At 35.8% G+C, this 21,507-nt stretch carries 21 protein-coding genes; 8 read left to right on the top strand and 13 right to left on the bottom strand.

Annotated features, from left to right (window positions below):
- Nucleotides 1-652 precede the first annotated feature (652 nt).
- The 8 genes from ung (at nucleotide 653) to HRT72_06970 (ending at nucleotide 11,487) form a co-directional block, all read left to right on the top strand.
- On the top strand, nucleotides 653-1,309 hold the full coding sequence (gene ung / locus HRT72_07005) for a uracil-DNA glycosylase (protein NQY67454.1): 657 nt from the start codon (nucleotides 653-655) through the stop codon (nucleotides 1,307-1,309).
- 62 nt (nucleotides 1,310-1,371) lie between these two features.
- Nucleotides 1,372-3,096 carry a hypothetical protein gene (locus tag HRT72_07000; GenBank protein ID NQY67453.1) on the top strand — a complete coding sequence of 575 codons (1,725 nt, stop codon included), beginning with the start codon at nucleotides 1,372-1,374 and terminating at the stop codon, nucleotides 3,094-3,096.
- 184 nt (nucleotides 3,097-3,280) lie between these two features.
- The gene (locus HRT72_06995; GenBank protein NQY67452.1) at nucleotides 3,281-4,267 is read left to right on the top strand and encodes a DNA recombination protein RmuC; all 987 of its coding nucleotides are present in this window, start codon (nucleotides 3,281-3,283) and stop codon (nucleotides 4,265-4,267) included.
- A gap of 4 nt (nucleotides 4,268-4,271) precedes the next feature.
- Complete coding sequence (locus HRT72_06990) at nucleotides 4,272-5,540, top strand: GWxTD domain-containing protein (GenBank protein ID NQY67451.1); 1,269 nt, start codon at nucleotides 4,272-4,274, stop codon at nucleotides 5,538-5,540.
- A gap of 10 nt (nucleotides 5,541-5,550) precedes the next feature.
- A complete protein-coding gene (gene rlmB / locus HRT72_06985) occupies nucleotides 5,551-6,282 on the top strand; it encodes a 23S rRNA (guanosine(2251)-2'-O)-methyltransferase RlmB (GenBank protein ID NQY67450.1) in 732 nt (243 codons plus the stop codon).
- A gap of 107 nt (nucleotides 6,283-6,389) precedes the next feature.
- Nucleotides 6,390-8,177 (top strand): chloride channel protein, encoded by a 1,788-nt coding sequence (locus HRT72_06980; GenBank protein ID NQY67449.1) that lies wholly within the window; start codon nucleotides 6,390-6,392, stop codon nucleotides 8,175-8,177.
- 45 nt (nucleotides 8,178-8,222) lie between these two features.
- Nucleotides 8,223-8,960 (top strand): outer membrane beta-barrel protein, encoded by a 738-nt coding sequence (locus HRT72_06975; GenBank protein NQY67448.1) that lies wholly within the window; start codon nucleotides 8,223-8,225, stop codon nucleotides 8,958-8,960.
- Nucleotides 8,899-11,487 carry a T9SS type A sorting domain-containing protein gene (locus tag HRT72_06970; protein NQY67447.1) on the top strand — a complete coding sequence of 863 codons (2,589 nt, stop codon included), beginning with the start codon at nucleotides 8,899-8,901 and terminating at the stop codon, nucleotides 11,485-11,487. The genes HRT72_06975 and HRT72_06970 overlap by 62 nt, the downstream gene beginning before the upstream one ends.
- A 57-nt stretch (nucleotides 11,488-11,544) precedes the next feature.
- On the opposite strand, the gene HRT72_06965 is transcribed toward HRT72_06970, so the two are convergent.
- The 13 genes from HRT72_06965 to HRT72_06905 form a co-directional block, all read right to left on the bottom strand.
- On the bottom strand, nucleotides 11,545-11,688 hold the full coding sequence (locus HRT72_06965) for a (4Fe-4S)-binding protein (GenBank protein NQY67446.1): 144 nt from the start codon (nucleotides 11,686-11,688) through the stop codon (nucleotides 11,545-11,547).
- A 12-nt stretch (nucleotides 11,689-11,700) separates the two neighbouring features.
- Nucleotides 11,701-13,608 (bottom strand): menaquinone biosynthesis decarboxylase, encoded by a 1,908-nt coding sequence (locus HRT72_06960; GenBank protein ID NQY67445.1) that lies wholly within the window; start codon nucleotides 13,606-13,608, stop codon nucleotides 11,701-11,703.
- 51 nt (nucleotides 13,609-13,659) lie between these two features.
- Nucleotides 13,660-14,973, bottom strand: a complete 1,314-nt coding sequence (locus HRT72_06955) for a citrate (Si)-synthase, eukaryotic (protein NQY67444.1) — start codon at nucleotides 14,971-14,973, stop codon at nucleotides 13,660-13,662.
- Between the two features lie 79 nt (nucleotides 14,974-15,052).
- Nucleotides 15,053-16,339, bottom strand: coding sequence for a phosphopyruvate hydratase (gene eno / locus HRT72_06950; protein NQY67443.1), 1,287 nt, complete (start codon nucleotides 16,337-16,339; stop codon nucleotides 15,053-15,055).
- A 21-nt stretch (nucleotides 16,340-16,360) separates the two neighbouring features.
- Entirely contained in the window at nucleotides 16,361-17,500 is a 1,140-nt protein-coding gene (carA, locus tag HRT72_06945) for a glutamine-hydrolyzing carbamoyl-phosphate synthase small subunit (GenBank protein NQY67442.1), read from the bottom strand.
- 102 nt (nucleotides 17,501-17,602) lie between these two features.
- Entirely contained in the window at nucleotides 17,603-18,277 is a 675-nt protein-coding gene (gene rplQ, locus HRT72_06940) for a 50S ribosomal protein L17 (protein ID NQY67441.1), read from the bottom strand.
- 28 nt (nucleotides 18,278-18,305) lie between these two features.
- Nucleotides 18,306-19,295: a DNA-directed RNA polymerase subunit alpha gene (locus tag HRT72_06935; protein ID NQY67440.1), complete on the bottom strand. Its 990-nt coding sequence runs from the start codon at nucleotides 19,293-19,295 to the stop codon at nucleotides 18,306-18,308.
- Between the two features lie 33 nt (nucleotides 19,296-19,328).
- Nucleotides 19,329-19,937: a 30S ribosomal protein S4 gene (gene rpsD / locus HRT72_06930; protein NQY67439.1), complete on the bottom strand. Its 609-nt coding sequence runs from the start codon at nucleotides 19,935-19,937 to the stop codon at nucleotides 19,329-19,331.
- 25 nt (nucleotides 19,938-19,962) lie between these two features.
- The gene (gene rpsK / locus HRT72_06925) at nucleotides 19,963-20,346 is read right to left on the bottom strand and encodes a 30S ribosomal protein S11 (protein NQY67438.1); all 384 of its coding nucleotides are present in this window, start codon (nucleotides 20,344-20,346) and stop codon (nucleotides 19,963-19,965) included.
- A 7-nt stretch (nucleotides 20,347-20,353) separates the two neighbouring features.
- A complete protein-coding gene (gene rpsM, locus HRT72_06920; GenBank protein ID NQY67437.1) occupies nucleotides 20,354-20,731 on the bottom strand; it encodes a 30S ribosomal protein S13 in 378 nt (125 codons plus the stop codon).
- Nucleotides 20,732-20,753: 22 nt separating this feature from the next.
- Nucleotides 20,754-20,870: a 50S ribosomal protein L36 gene (gene rpmJ, locus HRT72_06915; protein ID NQY67436.1), complete on the bottom strand. Its 117-nt coding sequence runs from the start codon at nucleotides 20,868-20,870 to the stop codon at nucleotides 20,754-20,756.
- Between the two features lie 4 nt (nucleotides 20,871-20,874).
- Nucleotides 20,875-21,093: a translation initiation factor IF-1 gene (gene infA / locus HRT72_06910; protein ID NQY67435.1), complete on the bottom strand. Its 219-nt coding sequence runs from the start codon at nucleotides 21,091-21,093 to the stop codon at nucleotides 20,875-20,877.
- A 2-nt stretch (nucleotides 21,094-21,095) separates the two neighbouring features.
- Nucleotides 21,096-21,507: M24 family metallopeptidase (locus HRT72_06905; GenBank protein ID NQY67434.1), on the bottom strand; the 412-nt coding region annotated here is incomplete at its 5' end.

The following is a 21,507-nucleotide window of genomic DNA, read 5'->3' as shown; positions in this document are numbered from 1 at the left end:
CTCTTTTTCAAATACGTGATACTTTTTACCGTCCTAAACGCTAAATGCATACCAATTCTATGAATTCCTCCGCCATACATATTCTCTGTTTTATATAAAACATCTTTAGCTGAGGTGTCTGCAACGGCATTCATATTCCCATATAAGAATATGGGAAACAAAGACATCATGGTACAAATAAAAATAGGAAATTTCAACTTTAGTATTTACAGGATTCTATTCCATTTAACAACCATAACTTGAATGAGATTCAAACTATTACTAGTGAATTCTATATATTTATTACTACAAATAAATATACGGTAATCGCAGAAACAAGATACTATTTAAGATGGGATGTCGGAAGATGGCACTATTACGTGCCCATATGCTGGGCACCTATACGCAGACGAATGTCCACCGCCCCCACAGGAACTTAGCAACGTCAACGCTGAAATTGCAATTATTAGAGAAAATATTAGCTTTTTCATTTTTTATCTTCTACTCATCAAAATCATAATTACTTAATTTCGACACAGTGCATACACAAAGTTAATCTTTTAAACCTATTAAGCAAATAAGATCAACCTTTGAGAGATTTCCATCCAAGCTCCTTTTTTTGCGTAAAAAAAGGTTTATATTTTTCATATAAATGATATAATTAATAAATAATATGAAATTAAATGCAGGTTGGACAAAAATTCTAAAAACCGAATTAGACTCCGACTACTTTATTAGCTTGAGACAATATCTTAATGAAGAGAAAAAAACGACAATAATATACCCAGATTACGATTTGATCTTTGCCGCCTTTAATTACACTTCATTCGAAGACGTGAAAGTGGTGATAATCGGGCAAGACCCATACCATGGCCCCGGACAGGCTCATGGCTTATCTTTTTCTGTTCCGGATGGAATAAAAATACCCCCATCATTAAGAAACATATTCAAAGAGATAGAGTCTGACGTTGGTATTTCTCCCCCTATCTCAGGAAACTTAGAGAGATGGGCAAAGCAAGGGGTGTTACTGTTAAACTCGACCCTTACAGTTGAGGCCAATAAAGCAGGGTCACATCAAAAAAAAGGCTGGGAAACATTTACGGATGCTGTTATTACTAATCTATCCCATAAAAAACAGAATATTGTTTTTTTACTATGGGGCAGTTTTGCTCAAAACAAAGCCACATTGATTGATGCCAGCAAACACCGCATTCTTACAGCAGTACACCCATCCCCATTATCTGCGTATCGAGGATTCTTAGGTTGCCGACATTTTTCGAAAACAGATGAACTTTTAATAAAGAGTAACTTAAAGCCAATTAATTGGTAATCTTTGCTGACGACCTACGAAAATTGCAAAAAACACGTTTCGCTGTTTCAGATTCAAATTAGATGAAAGCATTCTTTATTTCTGTATTTCTAATTATAACTTGTTTGCATGTTTCTGCCCAAGGAAGTTACACGCTTCACATCGAAAAAATCGACTCTACTATAAATATCATTGAATTAAAAAATATAGAAACCAGCAAGGACGTATTTAATAATCCTAAACAACGCTTTGATCACCTTAAAACGATTCAAAAAGAACTTTTTTCAAGAGGCTATTTATCAGCCTATTTTGAAGAATTAAAAAGAGACAGTCTTAACCTAACTACTTCCCTATTTACTGGACACCAGTACAATCTCGCTAAATTGAACAAGGGGAATATCGAAGAAGAAGTATTAAGTAAGATTGGATTTCGAGATAAATTATACCTAAACAAACCATTTAACACTGAAGATATAAATAGCCTTCTTGAAAAAATCATTGAACAATATGAAAACAATGGATACCCCTTTGCATCTATTCAATTATCTAAGGTATCCTTTCATAGAGATACAATAATGGCTTCTCTTTTGGTGAGTAAAAACCTACAGGTTAATATCGATTCTATTACTATTAAGGGTGACGTGGATATTGAACCAATATACATACAACGTTATCTAGGCATTCAAACAAACGATCTTTATAATGAATCTAAGATCAAGAGTATCCAACGAAGGTTAGACGAATTACCTTTCATCCGTATTACAGATCCAGCGGTTGTTCGGTTTATGGAGGACAAAACAGAACTCATTCTTTATTTATCAGACAAAGATGCAAGCAAGTTTAATGGAATTATTGGCTTTTTACCGGATGCCAAAAAAGGAAAAACAACTATAACTGGAGATCTCTTTCTTAAGCTCCACAACAGCCTGGGGAAAGGAGAACTCATGGAATTGAATTGGAGATCTCTTCAACCACAAACCTCCGATTTGTCCGCAAAATTGAATTACCCTTTTCTATTCAAGACTCCCTTTGGAATCGATTTAAACTTCAAACTTTACAGGAAAGACACCCTTTTCATAAACACCAATTATCGTTTAGGAATAGAATACCTTTTAAGAGGAGGTAACTATTTTAACGTATTCTGGGATAGAAAAAAATCTTCTTTACTCTCTAAGCAATCATCAGAAATAAACAATGCACTATTCGCAAACACAGACTTCTCTTTGTACGGAATTGGTATTAAGAGAGAAAAACTCGATTACAAAATAAACCCAAGAAAAGGCTATTCATTGAATGGCGAAATAGGTGTTGGAATTAGAAAAGAAGATGGAATTAAAAATACGGACTCCACAAAAAGCAATTCCACTCAATTTAAAACAAAAGGAGAAATCAGATGGTTTTTACCTCTTTTTGAAAGAAGTACGATCATGCTCCGACTAAACGGAGGTTTACTTTCCAATAAAGCGAACTATGATAATGAACTCTATAGAATAGGGGGACTTAAAACATTCAGGGGATTTGATGAAGAATCCATATTGGCATCAACTTATTCAATATTTAGCATGGAGTATCGCGTACTTCTTGAGCAAAACTCAAATGCGTACCTATTTGTAGATATGGGCTGGTACGAATATTTCAGTGCAAACAGTGGCTCAGCCAGAGATACGCCGTATGGATTTGGAGCAGGCATTAACTTTCAAACTAAAGCAGGCATTTTTAGCGTTAACTATGCACTAGGCTCTCAAAAAAACAATCCTATTTTACTTAAATCTGCAAAGCTTCATTTTGGAATTGTTAATTATTTCTAGAGCCTAAATAATAAGTATTCACAATATTAAATTTCTATTTATGTTCGAATTCGCAATAATAGCCACTCTATTTATTCTGTTTCTATTAGTTATTGTTCTCATAATCCAACTTCAAAAAAAGTCAAACACTCTTCCTAACTCACAACAACTAATAATTGATCTGAATGAGAATTTGCGAAAAGAAATGGCAGAAATAAGAAAAAACGTGGAAGATGCTAGTACCTCCAGTCGAGAAAGTATGCAAAGCGAACTTTCAAAAATTAATGATGACATTAAATCATTTCAACAGTCGTCTACCGATAATTTACAGAAACAATTTACCACAAGCCACAAGATAATAAATGACGTAACTGAAAAACTCACTGAAATTCAGGGCACCAATAATCAAGTACTCGGATTTGCCGAGCAAATGAATAGTTTGGAAAACATACTTAAAAATCCGAAGCAAAGAGGAATACTAGGTGAGTACTTCCTGGAAGCTCTACTGAGTAATATCCTACAACCAAATCAATACGAACTCCAATACAAATTCTCGAATGGTGAAATAGTGGATTCTGTAATATTCTTTAATAATAAAATCATCCCAATAGATTCTAAATTCTCTTTAGAGAAATACAACCGCATGGTTCAAACAAATGATAAAACCACCAGAGAAGCACTCGAAAAAGAGTTCAAGAATGATGTGAAAAACAGAATCGATGAAACCTCAAAATACATCAGACCTGAAGAAGACACGACAGAATTCGCATTTATGTTTATTCCTGCTGAAGGCGTGTATTACAACCTTTTAGTGTACAACGTTGGCACTCTAGAAATGAATAGCCACGACCTTATTGAATATGCTTTCAAAAAAAGAGTGATTATAGTCTCTCCTACTTCTTTCTACGCATACCTCGAAACTGTATTGCAAGGTTTAAAAGCTCTCAAGTTTGAAGAATCTGTAAAGGAGATTATTAAACGAGTTGAGCTGCTAGGTAATCATCTTAATGGTTACGAAACATATCTCGATAAACTAGGGAAAAACCTTGGCACCACTGTAAACATGTACAATGAGGCTTCCAGAGAATTTAAAAAAATAGATAAAGACGTGGTCCGAATTACTGATGGGCGGGTTTCAAATAGCTATGAAACCAAAGCAATAAGCAAACCCGAAGACCCTTATAAAGATTGATTTAATGCATTTCAAATTGCTCTTTATTGTATTGTCTTTGTTCTGTATTGCAAACTGTACAGGACCAAAAAATATTAGCAACATAAATCTTTCTTATTTATACGAAGAAGGTTCTCTTATCCATCCCGAGTTTCAGGCATATCATATTTCCTCGATAAAATCCAGGCTATTTATCAAATTAAAATCAAATGAATTCCTTCATACTAAAGAGTTAAATGAGAAGAATTTCAGTGCTAAAATCAAGATTAAAATAGAAGTATTAAACTCATATGAATCTTCTGAAATAATTGACAGCTCAAGTATTTTCATAAAACATTTTGGAAGCAACGAAGACATTGAATCGATTATTGAGTCAATAGATTTTTCCGCCGCAATGAATGGAAGATATCTACTTCGAATTTCAATTTCTGACACTAAGAGAAGGCTTAATGCCAACTTTTACAAAAGCCTAAATAAGTATAACAAATATGAGTCAAACAACTTCCATGTCTCAAAAACAGCAAAGGGGGCAACAATATTCAACGATTTCATTAACTCCAATGAACCAATAGGAATTAAATATGAATACGAAAATACAGATACTCTATATATCAAAGAATATAAGCGCAAATTAGGCTTTGCATCACCCCCATTCAGCTTAAGTCCTATTAAGAAAAATTACCAAAACCCCGATACTTCCTATTTTATCCTTAAAAAAAGTTTAGAGTCATTTCAATACACAGCAACTAATTTTGGTCTATACCATTTCACGACAAAACGCGATACTATAGATGGCCTTACCTTATTTAATTTCACGAAAAACTTCCCGGAAATTTCGAACATTAGCGAAATGATTGAACCTCTGCGTTACATTACAACGAAAGAAGAGTTTCAAGAACTTAAAGGAAGTTTGGATAAGAAATTAGCCATGGATAACTTTTGGATTTCCCTTGGCAAAGATCCTTCTATATCCAAAACATTGATTAAACGATACTACAGAAGAGTTGAAAAATCTAATAAAGTATTTAGTGCTGAAATTGAAGGTTGGCGTACGGATAGAGGCTTACTCTATATTGTTTTGGGACCTCCAAAGGCAATATATCGTACTAACGATACCGAAACGTGGATTTATGGAGATGATCAAAATATAGAACCATTAAACTTTACCTTTGTTAAACATAAAAACAAGTTTACTAATAGCGACTACAAGCTTATTCGGAAACCGATTTATAAAAACATTTGGATGACGGCTACCAGTAGCTGGAGACAAGGAAGAGTATTTAATGCAAAATAAGAACAAATAGATGGATGATGATTTGATATATGGGTTTCACCCAGTCCTAGAAGCCTTAAACCAAGGAAAGGAGATTAATAAAATAATGATCCAAAAAGGTTTGCGTGGTCCGTTGTTCTCCGAACTAAATAAACGACTCAAAGAATCGGATGTTCAAATACAACATGTCCCTATTGAAAAACTGAATAGAGTAAGTAATAAGAATCACCAAGGAATCGTTGCTTTCCTATCACCTATCGAATATACTTCGCTCGATATGCTTTTACCAAGCATTTATGAAAAAGGTGAGACTCCCTTGTTTTTATTATTAGATCACATAACAGATGTTCGAAATTTTGGGGCAATATGCAGAACCGCTGAATGCGCAGGTGTTCACGGGATTATCATCCCAACGAAAGGAGGAGTTTTAATAAATGCTGACGCTGTGAAAGTATCTTCAGGAGCATTGCATAAAATACCTGTTTGCAGAACAAAAAGTATTGGTGAAGCTTTGCAATTCATGAAAGATAGTGGGATTCAAATTGTTTCCTGTACAGAACACTCCAAAGAGCCATACTTTAAGGCTGACTACACTATTCCAACTGCAATAGTTATGGGATCGGAAGAATCTGGGATTTCAAAAGAAGGGCTTGACGCCTCAGACCGCAAAGTCATGATACCAATGCTTGGCGATATAGAATCCCTAAATGTCTCTGTTGCAGCAGGTATTATTTTATTTGAATCTGTTAAACAAAGATCCTAGTTACTAACCTTTTAAAAGGTTGAAATTACATTACTATAAGCCCCACTAAATAAGCACAACTAGTCTCTTTCAAGCTTAAAATCAACTACTTTTGCATCCCTTTTGTAATGGACAAGATGCTCAGAATTTTATCAATTGTATTCTCTAATTTCTTTGCTTGGCGCCAAAAGCACATTAAGCATAGACATTTTGTTCTAATCTTAAGTGCAATTGTCGGTGTATTATCTGGACTAGTAGCCATTTTTATAAGGAATGCCGTACACTTGGTGGAATGGCTTCTTAAAAGAAACTTCATTAACGACTATCATAACTACCTCTTCTTTATATACCCATTGATAGGTATTCTTCTCACAATTATTATTGTAAAATATTTATTGAGATCGCCAGTTGAGCATGGAATACCAAATGCACTTCATGCCATATCACAAAGAAATAGTAAGATTAAGAAGAAGAGCATGTACTCCTCAATTCTTACAAGTGTACTTACTGTTGGCTTTGGAGGATCTGTAGGATTAGAGGGCCCCACTGTTGGAACGAGTACAGCAATTGGATCTAATCTTGGTCAGTGGGCCCGATTAAACTACAAGACTAAAACACTTCTAATTGGCTGCGCAGCTTCCGGGGCATTGGCTTCCATATTTCAGGCGCCCATTGCTGCAATTGTGTTCGCAATTGAAGTTATGATGTTAGACTTAACCATGTCTTCGATGATTCCTTTATTGGTGGCTTCTGTAAGCGCCGCACTTACTTCAACGTTAATTGAAGGCGATCGCTTACTATTTAAATTTCCAATGGAGAAATTTACAGCAATGGATCTACCATTTTATATTCTTTTAGGCATTGGTACTGGCATATGCTCTATCTACTTCACAAAGACCTTTCTCTACATCCATAAATTATTCGATAATCAAAAGGACATCTTCTTAAGAGCAATAATAGGAGGTAGTTTACTAGGAATATTAATCTTCTTCATCCCTCCCCTCTACGGGGAAGGATATGACACAATTAATTCCATTATCGAAGGTCGATATACGGATATTTTTGAGTTCAGTGTTTTCTATGGATTTAAGGATAATATTTTCCTTGTTCTCGTATTCCTATTTATGATAGTATTTTTCAAAACTATAGCAACTAGTTTAACATTTGGCGCAGGTGGTGTTGGTGGAATATTTGCCCCTTCCCTCTTCATGGGTAGCACAGTGGGATTTACTTGTGCGAAAATGTATAACTCATTTGGGTTCAATCAGCTTTCTGAAAGTAATTTCACATTAGTCGGAATGGCAGGTGTAATGGCAGGAGTACTTCACGCCCCACTTACAGCAATATTTCTAATTGCAGAAATTACAGGTGGATATGAACTGTTTATTCCCCTCATGGTTTGTGCGTCCATCGCTTACCTCACAGTAAAAATCACGGTTCCTCATTCTGTATATACGATGCAACTTGCAGAACGCGGTGAACTCATAACACACGATAAAGATCAAGCAGTATTAAGCTTAATGAACTTAGAAGCAGAAATAGAAAGAGATTTCCAAACCGTAAGTGCCGACATGAAACTTGGTGAACTAATACATGTAATCGCAGAATCGGACAGAAATATCTATCCGGTTTTAGATAATGACCTGGCTCTAATAGGATTAGTAAGATTGAATAAGATTAGAAATATCATGTTCAAATCAGAACTCCATGAAACCACCTTTGTTCACGAGGTAATGTCGCCGATTGAAGATTCTGTGGGACTCCATGAAAACATGGATAATGTAATGCGTAAGTTCGACAAAATAGAGATTTGGAATCTACCAGTAATAGCAGATGGAAAGTACGTAGGGTTCGTTTCTAAATCGAAACTATTTACCGCTTACAGAAAATTACTCAAAGAGTTCTACGAGGAGTAGATAAGTACTAATTTTTAAGCCTAAATAGTATTTAGTTAATTCACAATGAAAATATTAGTCATCGGCTTCTTACTTATTACCAGCTCACAGCTTATCATGGCTAGCGCAAATGATGATAAGATAACACATACACCTTATGCAGGGTTTTCATTTTCTCATTTCAAAAATAATATTGGAAATTATTCTGATACGTTTCAAAAGAAAACTAGAACAGGTATCACTTTGGGATGGAGAATAAAATATAACATTTCTAAATCGCTCGGGGTTGAAACTGGGTTAGGCTATAACTCAAAAGGAGGAGGTTATAAAAAACACGCTCTAACTGTTCAAACTATGGAAGGAGAAAAAATTGAATACGACTTAATAAGAAACTTTAGGCTGGAGTATGTAGAGCTACCCTTTTTGTTAGATATCAATTTATCCAGATTAATAATGGGCCGTTCCGCTACTAGCTTCCTACATATAAGTAGCGGAGTTTCTTTCGGAATCAATACTGGGTCATCAGTGAGGTATAATAGCGTAAGTTCTCGCTCTGCAGGTGGCCCATGGGTGGATGTAAGTAATAATTTCACAATTTCTAAATTCAATTATGCCACAAAAAAGATTACCAATTTCTTACTTGAAGCTTCTTTACACTTTGTTTCCCAAAAAGACATCCCTGGCTACTTAATCGTTAGATACAATAAGTCTTTAAATGATGTATATTCTGTAACTATGATGGATGGAAATAATTTTAAAACCAAGATGGCAACCATTACTATTGGATATGGCCTTAAATTTTAATATTACTTCCCACATGGTGTCTATTCGTTGGATTGTAACTACAATAATGCTAACAGTAGCACAAATAAGTTTCGCACAATTAAACCTTACTCTCGAAAATATCTATTTTCCAGACACTAACATTTATAAAGTTCGTGTAACGGAGCTAGGTGAGGTAATTGTAATTACCGGGATTAATCAAAATGAAGCTTTTATTATTAATGAAAATGATGACATTATTTCATTGCAACCCAACCTGTCTTATTGGGGAGGAGACACCCTTACATCCTGTACAATAATTTCGGATACTCTCGCATTCCTGGGCACAAAAAATAATTACTTACTGAAAATACAAAACGATACTATTATACAGTTAAATGAGCCAAACGGAATTTTACATCCTCACATCAACTCAGTCTCTCTTTCTAATATTCCATATTCGACTCTCGTTATAACATCTCCTGATACAATATTAGAGAGCAATGATTTAGTCAGCTTCACAAGAAATAGTCAACTCCCAGATGGAGGAGATTTTGAAATTTATGGTAATTATTCTTCAGGCATGTTATTTGGGTTTTCAAATTACAACAATGACATCTGTCAAATTTCAAACTCATCCGTAATGGCAAGAGGGCAATATTATTATGGTAGTGGTTGGCTAGGAAAAATGTACGACGATAGCCTTTCTATTAAAATAAATACCTGTAAATTATTACCATATTCTACAACATCTACGTATTCTGCGGTAGCACTTTCTGCAACAAACAATGGCCTTCATAAAAGAAATATTTATTTTAATTCTTGCGCGTTTACATCTAGTTTAGAAGGACACAATGTTACTTCTCTTTCATTCTTTCCTAGTGACAATACATTATATTCCAATGAAGAAAAATATCTATTCGCTGGCACAGACAATGGATTATTTTATGCCGATAGTGTTTCACGCAATTCATTAGACAACTTCTCATTACTTGCAATTACAAATAATTTAAGTATAAATGATATTGTGACATCTACCTGTTCTACAACTTTATGGTGCGCAACAGATAGCGGACTTTATAAATACTCTATCTCTGGCTGGACAAGAAACTCCATTTCTCCCATTTCCCAATGGGATACCTTACACTACATGTGCACTGGAGATTCTATCCAGCTAAACGGAATGTATAATGATGATTATAACTATCAATGGATTAGAAATGATACAATTTTAACAGATGAAACCAATGTTTTTACTTATGCAACTCAACCAGGGGTCTATAAGAAAGTCTACAGTGATTGTCATGCTACTGACACCATTTCTACAACTATTCTATGGAGCAATATTCCTAATATTTCGTTTGCTTCCTCCGATACGTTAACCAAGTGTCGAGGTGGTTATCAGTCTTTTAACTTAGTAAATTCCACCCCTGAATTTCAAGCCTCAATAAATTGGTACTTAAACAATGAATTAGTTAATAGTACTAGCTCTTTTTTTCCAGAAAAATCAGGTTACTACAAATGTGAGATCATTTCTTGCTCTGGCTTCTCTCAATTTCTTAATGATTCAATATATGCACAAATAGATACAGTGGAAACACCGAAATTTCTATTTTCTGGTGATCTTGCATGTTTCGGGGATACCATTTTTTTAGAAGACACAGAAAACACCGTAAATATTGATTGGTCATATTCATACCCACAAGTTGGAAACTTTCCATTTTTGGTTGTCAAGACATTAAGCTATAATAATATTCCCAAAAAAGTGACATATCAAAACGACTTGGGCTGCTCTGCGTTTTCGAATACGCCAATATTTGAAATAAGCGAAGTGCCTGAATATACTACCACTTCTAGATACGATTCGTATTGCTACGGAGATTCAATGCTCGCATATGTATACAATCTTGGAAGCAATTCATTTATATGGAAAGATGGATACGCAGAAGATAGAAGATACCTTAAAGATTCAATACCTGTATATTTTGAAGTATCGAACGAATCCTGCACCCTAAAATCATATTTCTCAATGAACTTTTCTAATGGAGAAAAGCTTCTTCTAAACGAATTCGACACTATTGTACGACCAGGGCAAGAAACATTAATTAGTATTGCTTCCGGCTATGATGACATTATGTGGCAGCAAGTCGATGGCGGGTACCCTGATAAACCTAATACAAACAAGGACTATTACTTTATAGAAATTGCTGAGGGCACTTATCCCATCAATATTTATATAGAAGATGGCAAATGTGAATACAATTATGAAATTGAAATTCGAGTAACTGATTCCCAAGAAGACCGATTGACACTTTATCCTAATCCAATAATTAATAGCATTCTATATATCCGACTAATTGATGCTTCAATAAATCTAGATTTAAATATTTATGATTTAAATGGAAATCTTGTTTTTACAGATCAGCAAACAGAAAACATCAAATCAGAATTTTATCAGTTTAATTTGAGCAGCTTGTCTTCAGGCATGTATTATGTCAATGTAATATCTGATCATTTATCTGAGACAATAAAAGTGGTATTGTTAAACCAAGATCCGTACGAGAAGTAGTTATACTCTATTACAAGATAGTGCTCCAGAAGGACAAGCTAAAACTACCTCTTCTATTTAGTCACTAGATGCCTCATCCATTTTAATCCAAGGATGCTCTTTGGGTCTGAACACATCGGATAAGCGTCGAACACAATTCGCTGAGTGTGTACACTTGTCTTTATCCCATCTTACCTCTAGCTCACCGTTTGAATATTTCATACTTCAAAATAACTAATTGGCAATTGCTCCAGTTCCGTATAATTGCTTGCTGTGCTTAATGGATGGCGATTCAATCAATTCTCCTAAGCCAAGTTTATCCCATTTTTCATCAATAGCTTTAATAGTTGCTTCATCGGAGCAAACTACATTTGGCCAATCTCGTTGAAAATTATCTAACTCCTTTGTTTTACGAGTACCATCAAATCCTACATGAGATATAGAATTTAAATCTTTTGATTTGACAAAACACCCATCCCGCTTTGGATCCAGATTATTAGTAAATCTCCATACAACATCCTGAACCTCACCAAGATCCAACACGTGATCCACATACAAGATTACTTTAATTGTACTAAAATCATCTCTCTCGAAAAGAGCTTTATTCAACTCTTCGATATGATTAGGTCTGTTCTTCTCAACAGATACTAGGGCTATAGAAATACCTAGATTGATTAAATCGTTTGACATATCCGTAATATCCGAGAACTCACTTTTGATTTTGTTTATATCAATCGCTTTCGGAGCTACTACAGGAAGTGTATCTGACCTTAACTCTTCTGTCATCTTTGTTGTGGCATCAATACACATTTTACCCCCAAAGGCAAATTTAGAACATGCATGATCTAGCACATCCATAGGACCAGCACTAACGTATATATCACTTTCTGGATCTACTTTTTTCGTTAGTATTCTTGCGACGTCCAGGTAATTATGAATATCCACATCCCCATCAACTACTACAAGTATTTTATTGAACATCATTTGTCCTGCCCCCCACATCGCACTCATCACCTTTTGGGCATGACCAGCAAACTCTTTATTAATCTTTACTATCGTGAGATTATGAAACACTCCTTCAATTGGTAATTCCATGTCAACAATCTCTGGAAGCATAGTCAACTTTATTGGTGCTAAAAAGAACCTTTCTGTCGCTTTCCCAATCCAAGCATCTTCTTGTGGTGGAATACCAACAATAGTAGAAGGATAAATTGCATTCTTTTTATGCGTGATACAAGTAACATGAAACCTTGGGTACCAATCTGCCAGCGAGTAATATCCAGTATGATCCCCAAATGGCCCCTCCCATATTAACTCATCATCAGGCTCTACATATCCTTCAATAACAATATCACAATCTGCAGGAACATATATGTCTTGGGTCTTACATTTTACCAGCTCAACCTTCTGCTTTCTTAAAAAACCAGCAAGCATATACTCGTCCACATTAGGAGGCATAGGCGCAGTAGCAGCATACGTGTATGCCGGATCACCTCCTAGAGAAACAGCTACAGGCATTCTTTTTCCAAGCTTTTTATACGAATTAAAATGACTAGCAGAATCTTTGTGCTTGTGCCAATGCATAGCTGTTAGGTTACCCTCCATCACTTGCATTCTATACATTCCAATATTTCGAATTTTGGTTTCAGGATCCATTGTATGGACTACGGGAAACGTTAGAAAAGCTCCTCCATCTTCCGGCCAACATTTCATTACTGGCAGAATGGATAAATCAGGATTCTTGATTACAACTTCTTGGCACTCTCCTGTTCTATTTGTGGTTTTAGGCATCCAAGATGCCATTGCACCAAGTTTAGGTAAGAGTTTTATCTTATCTAGAATACTTTCTTTCGGCGCAACCAGTTCTTTAAAAACACTCTCGAGTTCAGCTCCAACATCATCTAGATCATTAACCCCTAAAGCAAGACATATTCTTTTGTAGGAACCCAAAGAATTTATAAGAATCGGAAAATCAGTTCCGTTATTCTCGAATAGTAAAGCCTTGTTGCGATCAGGAGTTTTAGATATCCGATCTACTACTTCTGTGATCTCTAAATTCGGATCAACGAATTCTTTAATGCGAATTAACTCTCCTGATTTTTCGAGTATTTGAACAAACTCTGCAAGATTTCTGAATGCCATAATAATACTGTTTAGACAATCAAATATACTACAAGATAAAGGCTAAAAAACTTATACTGGCTGACCTTCGAATTTTTTCCTAAGAAGTTCAGTTGTTGTGGAACCTGGACGTTCTATAGATAACCCTAGAGCTCTGTCCCATATCAATTGTGCTAAAACACCTAAGGATCTAGATACACCAAACATAACTGTATAGAACTCATATTCATCCATTCCATAATGAAGAAGTAACGCACCTGAATGAGCATCGACATTCGGCCATGGGTTTTTTACTTTGCCCAGACCTCCTAATACTTCAGGAACAACTTCGTACATACTATGAACGATATCTATAATATCATCTTGCTCTATGTAATCATTAGCAAAATCCCATTGCGCTGTAAATCGTGGATCCGTCTTTCTCAAAACAGCGTGTCCATATCCCGGAACAACTTTACCATCTGCTAATGTTCTTTCCACATATGCTTTAATTTCCTCTTTTGAAATCTGCCCGCCACCTAATTCAGCTTGAAGGTCAAGAATCCATCTTACAACTTCCTGATTAGCCAATCCGTGTAACGGTCCGGCCAAGCCACTCATTGATGCAGCAAACGATTGATAAGCGTCACCTAATGCTGAACCAATTAAATGATTTGCATGCGCTGATACGTTACCACCTTCATGATCCGAATGGATAGTAAGATAAATCCGCATAAGCTTTTTGAAATCATCTGAGTCATAACCTAGCATATGTGCAAAGTTAGCACCCCAATCCAATCTTGGGTCTGGCTCAATATGCACATCATTCTTGTATGTTCTTCTGTAAATATAGGCAGCCACACGAGGTAATCTTGCAATAAGATTCATCACATCTTCATAGGTAGAATCCCAGTATTCCTTCTTATTTACTCCCCTTTTATATTCTTTTGCAAAAACTGATTCATTCTGCAATGCCATGATAGCAATTGAGAATTGAGTCATTGGGTGTGTAGATTTAGGCAAACTATCTAATACTGTAAAAACGTGCGTAGGTACTACCGATCTAATTGCCCAGTTACGTGTAAGACCAACAACATCATCTTCAGTAGGTAACTCACCGATAAGCATTAAATAGAATATCCCTTCTGGAAGTGGCTCTTTACCACCTGGTGCCTTAGGGAGTAATTCTCTTAACTCAGGAATTGAATACCCTCTAAATCGAATTCCCTCTTCTGGATCAAGTTTAGAAGTTTCTGTAACTAACCCCAACATACCCCTCATGCCACCATACACTTGCGCCATGGTGATCTCTCCTACTTTCTCGTGGCCGTGATCTTTTACAAATTGTTTAACTTCATCGGCCATCGGTAATGCGATGGTTGCAAACTTTTTCTTTAGGGTTTCCATTCTTTAATTGATGTTATGAAATAAGTCTAATGACTTAACTCCAAATTTTTCTGTTACAAATAATCGTAATAGATATATACTAGATAAAAGGGAATCGGGTTCCCAAAAATTCTGCGGTGTTACCCAACTGCTCTTCTATTCTCAACAATTGGTTGTATTTGGCGATTCTATCAGATCTAGAAGCAGATCCGGTTTTAATCTGACCAGTATTTAACGCTACAGCCAAATCAGCAATCGTAGTATCTTCTGTTTCACCCGACCGGTGGCTCATAACGGCTGTATAAGAGTTATTATTAGCTAGCTTCACCGCGTTTATAGTCTCCGACAAAGTTCCAATTTGGTTTACTTTAACTAAAATCGAATTTGCAATACCTTCATCAATTCCTCTCTTAAGTCTCTCAGTATTAGTAACGAATAAATCATCACCAACTAACTGAACTTTATCCCCCAATTTTTCAGTAAGCATTTTCCAACCATCCCAGTCATTCTCATCCAAACCATCTTCGATAGATACAATCGGATACTTATCCGCAAGGTCTTTCCAGAATCCAACCATATCAGAAGAATTCAATTCATCTCCACTCGACTTTTTGAATTCATATACTTGCTTCTCTTTATTATAGAACTCGGAGCTAGCTGCATCAATAGAAACAAAAATATCTTCGCCTGGCTTATAACCCGCCTTTTCAATGGCAATCATAATTGTATCCAATGCCTCGTAGTTTGAACCTAAGTTAGGAGCGAAACCACCTTCATCACCCACATTCGTGGCCATTCCTTTGCCCTTTAAAACATCTTTCAAGGCATGAAAAACTTCAACACCCATTCTCAATGACTCTCTAAAGCTCGTTGCCTTAATTGGCATTATCATGAACTCTTGGATATCCATACTGTTATCAGCATGAGATCCACCGTTGATTATGTTCATCATTGGAACAGGAAGAGTAACTGAATTCAACCCACCAACATATCTGTATAGAGGCAATTTAGCTTCATCTGCAGCCGCTTTAGCACAAGCCAATGAAACACCCAATATCGCATTTGCTCCTAAATTCGCCTTATTCGGAGTACCATCAATATCTATCATGGCCATATCAATACCTTCTTGATCGAAAATATTCATTCCGTTAAGCTCGCTATTTAAAACGCTGTTCACATTTTGAACTGCCTTCTGAACTCCTTTACCCAAGTAAACCTGAGAGTCTTTATCTCTAAGTTCTACTGCTTCGTGCTCTCCTGTCGAGGCTCCTGATGGAACTGCTGCTCTTCCGAAAATTCCATTTGATGTGATTACATCTACCTCGACTGTGGGGTTACCTCTAGAATCTAGAATTTGTCGAGCATATATTTGAGCTATTGATGTCATTTACTATTTGATATTAATTAATTATTGAGCTTCCGTTAGCTCACCGTTGATATTCTTTACACTGGCCATGTTTTCTACAAATTCATCGAATAGGTATCTCGAATCGTTTGGACCCGCAGAAGACTCCGGATGAAATTGAACAGAAAATACATTTTTATTTTTCAAACGAATCCCTGCCAATGTGCCATCATTTAAATGCTGATGTGTCATTATTATGTTTTCGTTTTCCTTTAATGAATCAATATCCACCACAAAGCCGTGATTCTGAGATGTTACTTCACATTTACCCGTAGCCAAATTCTTTATTGGATGATTTACTCCTCTATGGCCATTATGCATTTTAAAGGTTTTTAAACCGCACGCAATAGCTAGCACTTGATGCCCAAGACAGATTCCAAATACTGCTTTACCACTTTCTTTTAATTCTTTTACTGTCTCTATAACATTCGTCATTACCGATGGATCTCCAGGACCATTCGTTAACATATAGCCATCTGGTTTAAAAGCCTTCATTTCTTCAAATGTTGAGTCCACAGGAAACACCTTTAAATAACACCCTCTATCAACCAAACACCTAAGAATGTTTTTCTTAACTCCTAAATCTAACACTGCAACTTTAAACTTCGACTCTGGCGAACCTAATTCAAAGACTTCCTTCGTAGTTACTTTTGAAGATAATTCAAGCCCATGCATAGATGGAACTTCTGCCAGTATTACTTTTAGCTTTTCAACATCTAATTCTTCCGATGAGATAATAGCATTCATAGCCCCTTTGTTTCTAATATGTCTTACAATTGCTCTTGTATCAACATCTGAAATACCAACTTTATTTTGTGCCTCAAAATCATCTTGTAATGAGCTAACCTTATCGTTATATCGAGAATATGTAGAAGAGAATTTCTTACATACAAGACCTGCAATTTTAATAGATTCCGATTCTACTTCATCTTCATGCACTCCATAGTTTCCTATATGAGAAGTTGTGGTAACCATTATCTGACCATAGTAAGAAGGATCTGTAAATATCTCTTGATATCCTGTCATTCCAGTATTAAAGCAAATCTCACCTGCAACAGCACCTCTAGCACCAACTGCTTTACCCTCGTAAAAGGTTCCGTCTTCTAATAATAAAATCGCTGGTTTCCCGCTACTGTACTTCATTTTGCCCAATTAACTTCATAAAAAAAAGGATAGTGCAAAAATACTCTATCCTTCTTTAAATAACTTAAAATGTAAGTCAAATCTTACTCTGCCTTATCAAATTTATTTCGCTTCTGATTCGTCCGTAGAATCCTCTTCCGAAGGATTTGAATCCTCAGCTGATTCCTCCTTAGGAGTTTCTTCTGCAGGAGCCTCATCAACTACAACTTCTTCAGTAGATACTTCTACCGCTGGTGTAACTTTTTCAGTTGTTTCAGCAACAGCTTCAGGGGCCTTATCTTCTACAATAATCTTTGCATCCTCAATAGCTGATGCATCAGCAGATCCTTCTAAATATCCAGCACCTTCCTCTTCCTTCTTCTTACCTCTTCGGGTTCTTTTCTTGGTTTTAGAAGCAGATGAATCCTTCAACATGTTTTCGTTGTAATCAACCAACTCAATCAAACACATATCAGCATTATCACCTAACCTATTCCCCGTCTTAAGAATTCTAGTGTATCCTCCTGGACGGTCACTAACCTTAACTGCTACATCTCTAAATAATTCAGATACTGCATTCTTATCTCTTAAGTAACTAAATACCACACGTCTTGAATGAGTAGAATCGTTTTTCGATTTAGTAATCAACGGTTCTACAAACATTCTCAATGCCTTTGCCTTTGCTACAGTAGTTGTTATTCTCTTATGTTCTATAAGTGAACAAGCCATGTTAGCTAGCATTGCTTTTCTATGCGGTGCTTTTCTGCTTAAGTGATTAAAGCTTTTCTTGTGTCTCATTTCTAACGTTTATTATTCCTTTCTATTCTTACTCGTCTAACTTGTATTTTGTTAGATCCATTCCGAATGTCAATTCCTTGATCTCAACTAATTCATCCAATTCAGTAAGAGATTTCTTTCCAAAGTTTCTGAATTTCAACAAATCATTTTTATTAAACTTAACCAGGTCTCCTAATGTATCTACATCAGCCGCTTTTAAACAGTTTAAAGCTCTTACAGAAAGATCCATATCTACCAATCTCGTTTTAAGCAACTGTCTCATGTGCAACGAAGACTCATCAAATTGTTCAACATCTGAAACATCACTTGCATCCATTGTTATTTTCTCATCAGAAAATAACATAAAGTGGTGAATCAAAATCTTTGCAGCTTCCTTTAATGCTTCTTTAGGATGAATTGATCCATCAGTATCAATATCAAAGATTAATTTTTCATAATCAGTCTTTTGCTCGACTCTAAAGTTTTCAACCGAATACTGTACATTCTTCACTGGAGTATAAATCGCATCAATCGCAATAGTTCCTACTGGACCATCCACAACTTTATTCTCTTCGGCAGTAACATATCCTCTACCTTTCCCAATTACTAAATCAATATTCAATTTAACACTAGTATCCATATCACAGATTATCAAATCTGGATTTAACACTTGGAATCCTGACGTAAACTTACCAATATCTCCAGCAGTCAAAGCCTTTTGACCACTAACTGATACAGTTAGTTTTTCACCATCTGCATTATCAATTTGTTTCTTAAACCTGATTTGTTTTAGGTTCATTACTATTTCAGTAACATCCTGAACAACACCTTTAATTGTAGAAAACTCATGATCCACTCCATCAATTTTCATTGTTGTAAGTGCATATCCTTCTAAAGAAGAAAGCAGAATTCTACGCAATGCGTTTCCAATTGTGATACCATAACCAGGCTCTAAAGGTCTAAATTCGAACTGACCGTTAATCTCAGTCGAGTTATTCATGATCACTTTATCCGGTTTTTGAAAATCTAAAATTGCCATTGTTTAAAGTTTTAATTTTATTGTTAATGCTTATTATTTCGAATACAATTCCACGATCAAACTCTCTTCAATCGCTTCAGGAATTACCTCTCTTTCTGGTATTTCTAAATAAGTTCCACTTAAATCCTCAAGATTCCACTGTAACCATGGATATACAGTTGTGTTATTAGCTAGAGACTCTCTTATAGCACTCATTCCTTTAGACTTCTCTCTAACAGAAACAACGTCACCTACTTTTAAAGCATAAGAAGCAATATTTACAACTTGACCGTTAACAGTAATGTGTCTATGCGATACCAATTGACGTGCAGCGCTACGCGTTGAAGCAATACCTAATCGATATACAGTGTTATCTAATCTTAACTCACAATATTGTAATAAGATCTCACCTGTAATACCCTTTGCTCTTGAAGCTTTATCAAAAAGATTCGCAAATTGTTTTTCTAAAATACCATACATGTATTTAGCTTTTTGCTTTTCTCTTAACTGAAGTGCATACTCAGATTGCTTATTCCTTCTATTCTTATTTGGACCATGTTGTCCAGGAGGATAATTCTTTTTTTCAAGGTACTTATCCTCACCAAATATAGGTTCCTGAAACTTACGAGCGATCCTGCTCTTTGGTCCTGTATATCTTGCCATAACTCTTTAATTAATCAATCTTAAATTATACCCTTCGTCTCTTCGGTGGTCTACAGCCATTATGAGGCATAGGTGTAACGTCTACTATTTCTGTTATTTCAATCCCACTATTGTGAATTGTTCTAATCGCAGAATCTCTCCCAGAACCAGGTCCTTTAACATAAACCTTAGCTCTTCTCATACCAGCATCGTGTGCAACTTTAGTACAGTCTTCTGCTGCAACTTGTGCTGCGTATGGGGTGTTTTTTTTAGATCCCCTAAAACCCATTTTACCCGCAGACGACCATGAGATCACTTGCCCCTCAGTATTACAAAGCGAGATAATAATATTATTGAAAGTCGCTTTAATGTGAACATGTCCTGTGGACTCCACATTTACTTTTCTTTTTTTAGTAGTGCTTTTAGCCATAACTTATTTATTTAGTTACTTTCTTTTTATTAGCGATTGTCTTTCTTCTCCCCTTTCTTGTTCTAGAGTTATTCTTAGTTCTTTGACCTCTCAAAGGAAGACCTGTTCTATGTCTAATACCTCTGTAGCAACCAATATCAACAAGACGCTTAATATTAAGTTGAATCTCAGATCTAAGCGTACCTTCTACCTTATAGCTATCACCGATGATCTTTCTAATCTTATTTAACTGATCATCATCCCAGTCTTCACACTTGACGTTGACATCTATTCCAGCCTCTTCGAGAATCCTCTGAGCACTTCTTTTACCAATACCGTAAACATAGGTTAATCCGATTTCTCCTCGTTTTTTACTCGGTAAGTCTATTCCAGCAATTCTTGCCATATTCCAATAGTTAAATTATTAATTACCCTTGTCTTTGCTTAAACCGTGGGTTCTTTTTATTGATTACATATAATCGGCCCTTTCTTCTTACAATCTTGCAATCGACGCTTCTTTTCTTTACTGATGCTCGTACTTTCATAGCTTTATTTATATCTAAAAGTTATCCTGCCTTTTGATAAATCATAAGGAGACATCTCTAATTTCACTTTATCACCAGGTAACAATTTAATGTAATGCATTCTCATCTTACCTGATATATGAGCAGTTATACTATGACCATTTTCAAGTTCCACACGGAAGATCGCATTTGCTAATGCTTCCATGATGGTTCCATCTTGTGATATCGATAATTGCTTTGCCATACTTAAAACTCTCTATTCTTCTTTTTTAATACCTCTTCTATATACTTAAAAGTCGATAAAACATCTGGTTCCCCATTTCTTATTGCCAAGCTGTGCTCAAAATGTGCTGAAGCTTGATTATCCTTTGTTTGAATAGTCCATCCATCATTCTTTTGAATGATCTCTTTCTTACCCATATTGATCATTGGTTCAATTGCAATTACCAAACCTTTTTGAAGTTTGATGCCTTTCCCTTGTTTCCCATAATTTGGAACTTCAGGACCTTCATGCAGATTTCTCCCCAATCCGTGACCAACCAATTCTCTAACCACTGAATAACCTTTTTGCTCAACATAGTTTTGAATAGCATGTCCGATATCTCCTACTCGTCCACCTACAATTGCCTTTTCCAAACCCTTATACAATGATTCTTTT

This window comes from Flavobacteriales bacterium, from assembly GCA_013214975.1.
Classification (GTDB): Bacteria; Bacteroidota; Bacteroidia; order DT-38; family DT-38; genus DT-38.
This window is presented reverse-complemented; position numbering and strand designations above follow the sequence as displayed.

Bases quoted from the DNA above. Each gene is read 5' to 3' on its own strand.
- rpsD (NQY67439.1), bottom strand. From the start codon at position 19,937: ATGGCAAGATATACAGGACCAAAGAGCAGGATCGCTCGTAAGTTTCAG.
- ung (NQY67454.1), top strand. From the start codon at position 653: ATGAAATTAAATGCAGGTTGGACAAAAATTCTAAAAACCGAATTAGAC.
- infA (NQY67435.1), bottom strand. From the start codon at position 21,093: ATGGCAAAGCAATTATCGATATCACAAGATGGAACCATCATGGAAGCA.
- HRT72_06990 (NQY67451.1), top strand. From the start codon at position 4,272: ATGCATTTCAAATTGCTCTTTATTGTATTGTCTTTGTTCTGTATTGCA.
- rpsM (NQY67437.1), bottom strand. From the start codon at position 20,731: ATGGCAAGAATTGCTGGAATAGACTTACCGAGTAAAAAACGAGGAGAA.
- HRT72_06955 (NQY67444.1), bottom strand. From the start codon at position 14,973: ATGGAAACCCTAAAGAAAAAGTTTGCAACCATCGCATTACCGATGGCC.
- rplQ (NQY67441.1), bottom strand. From the start codon at position 18,277: ATGAGACACAAGAAAAGCTTTAATCACTTAAGCAGAAAAGCACCGCAT.
- HRT72_06960 (NQY67445.1), bottom strand. From the start codon at position 13,608: ATGGCATTCAGAAATCTTGCAGAGTTTGTTCAAATACTCGAAAAATCA.
- rpmJ (NQY67436.1), bottom strand. From the start codon at position 20,870: ATGAAAGTACGAGCATCAGTAAAGAAAAGAAGCGTCGATTGCAAGATT.
- HRT72_06975 (NQY67448.1), top strand. From the start codon at position 8,223: ATGAAAATATTAGTCATCGGCTTCTTACTTATTACCAGCTCACAGCTT.
- HRT72_06980 (NQY67449.1), top strand. From the start codon at position 6,390: ATGGACAAGATGCTCAGAATTTTATCAATTGTATTCTCTAATTTCTTT.
- eno (NQY67443.1), bottom strand. From the start codon at position 16,339: ATGACATCAATAGCTCAAATATATGCTCGACAAATTCTAGATTCTAGA.
- HRT72_06970 (NQY67447.1), top strand. From the start codon at position 8,899: ATGGAAATAATTTTAAAACCAAGATGGCAACCATTACTATTGGATATG.
- HRT72_06935 (NQY67440.1), bottom strand. From the start codon at position 19,295: ATGGCAATTTTAGATTTTCAAAAACCGGATAAAGTGATCATGAATAAC.
- rlmB (NQY67450.1), top strand. From the start codon at position 5,551: ATGGATGATGATTTGATATATGGGTTTCACCCAGTCCTAGAAGCCTTA.
- HRT72_06995 (NQY67452.1), top strand. From the start codon at position 3,281: ATGGCAGAAATAAGAAAAAACGTGGAAGATGCTAGTACCTCCAGTCGA.
- rpsK (NQY67438.1), bottom strand. From the start codon at position 20,346: ATGGCTAAAAGCACTACTAAAAAAAGAAAAGTAAATGTGGAGTCCACA.
- HRT72_06965 (NQY67446.1), bottom strand. From the start codon at position 11,688: ATGAAATATTCAAACGGTGAGCTAGAGGTAAGATGGGATAAAGACAAG.
- HRT72_07000 (NQY67453.1), top strand. From the start codon at position 1,372: ATGAAAGCATTCTTTATTTCTGTATTTCTAATTATAACTTGTTTGCAT.
- carA (NQY67442.1), bottom strand. From the start codon at position 17,500: ATGAAGTACAGTAGCGGGAAACCAGCGATTTTATTATTAGAAGACGGA.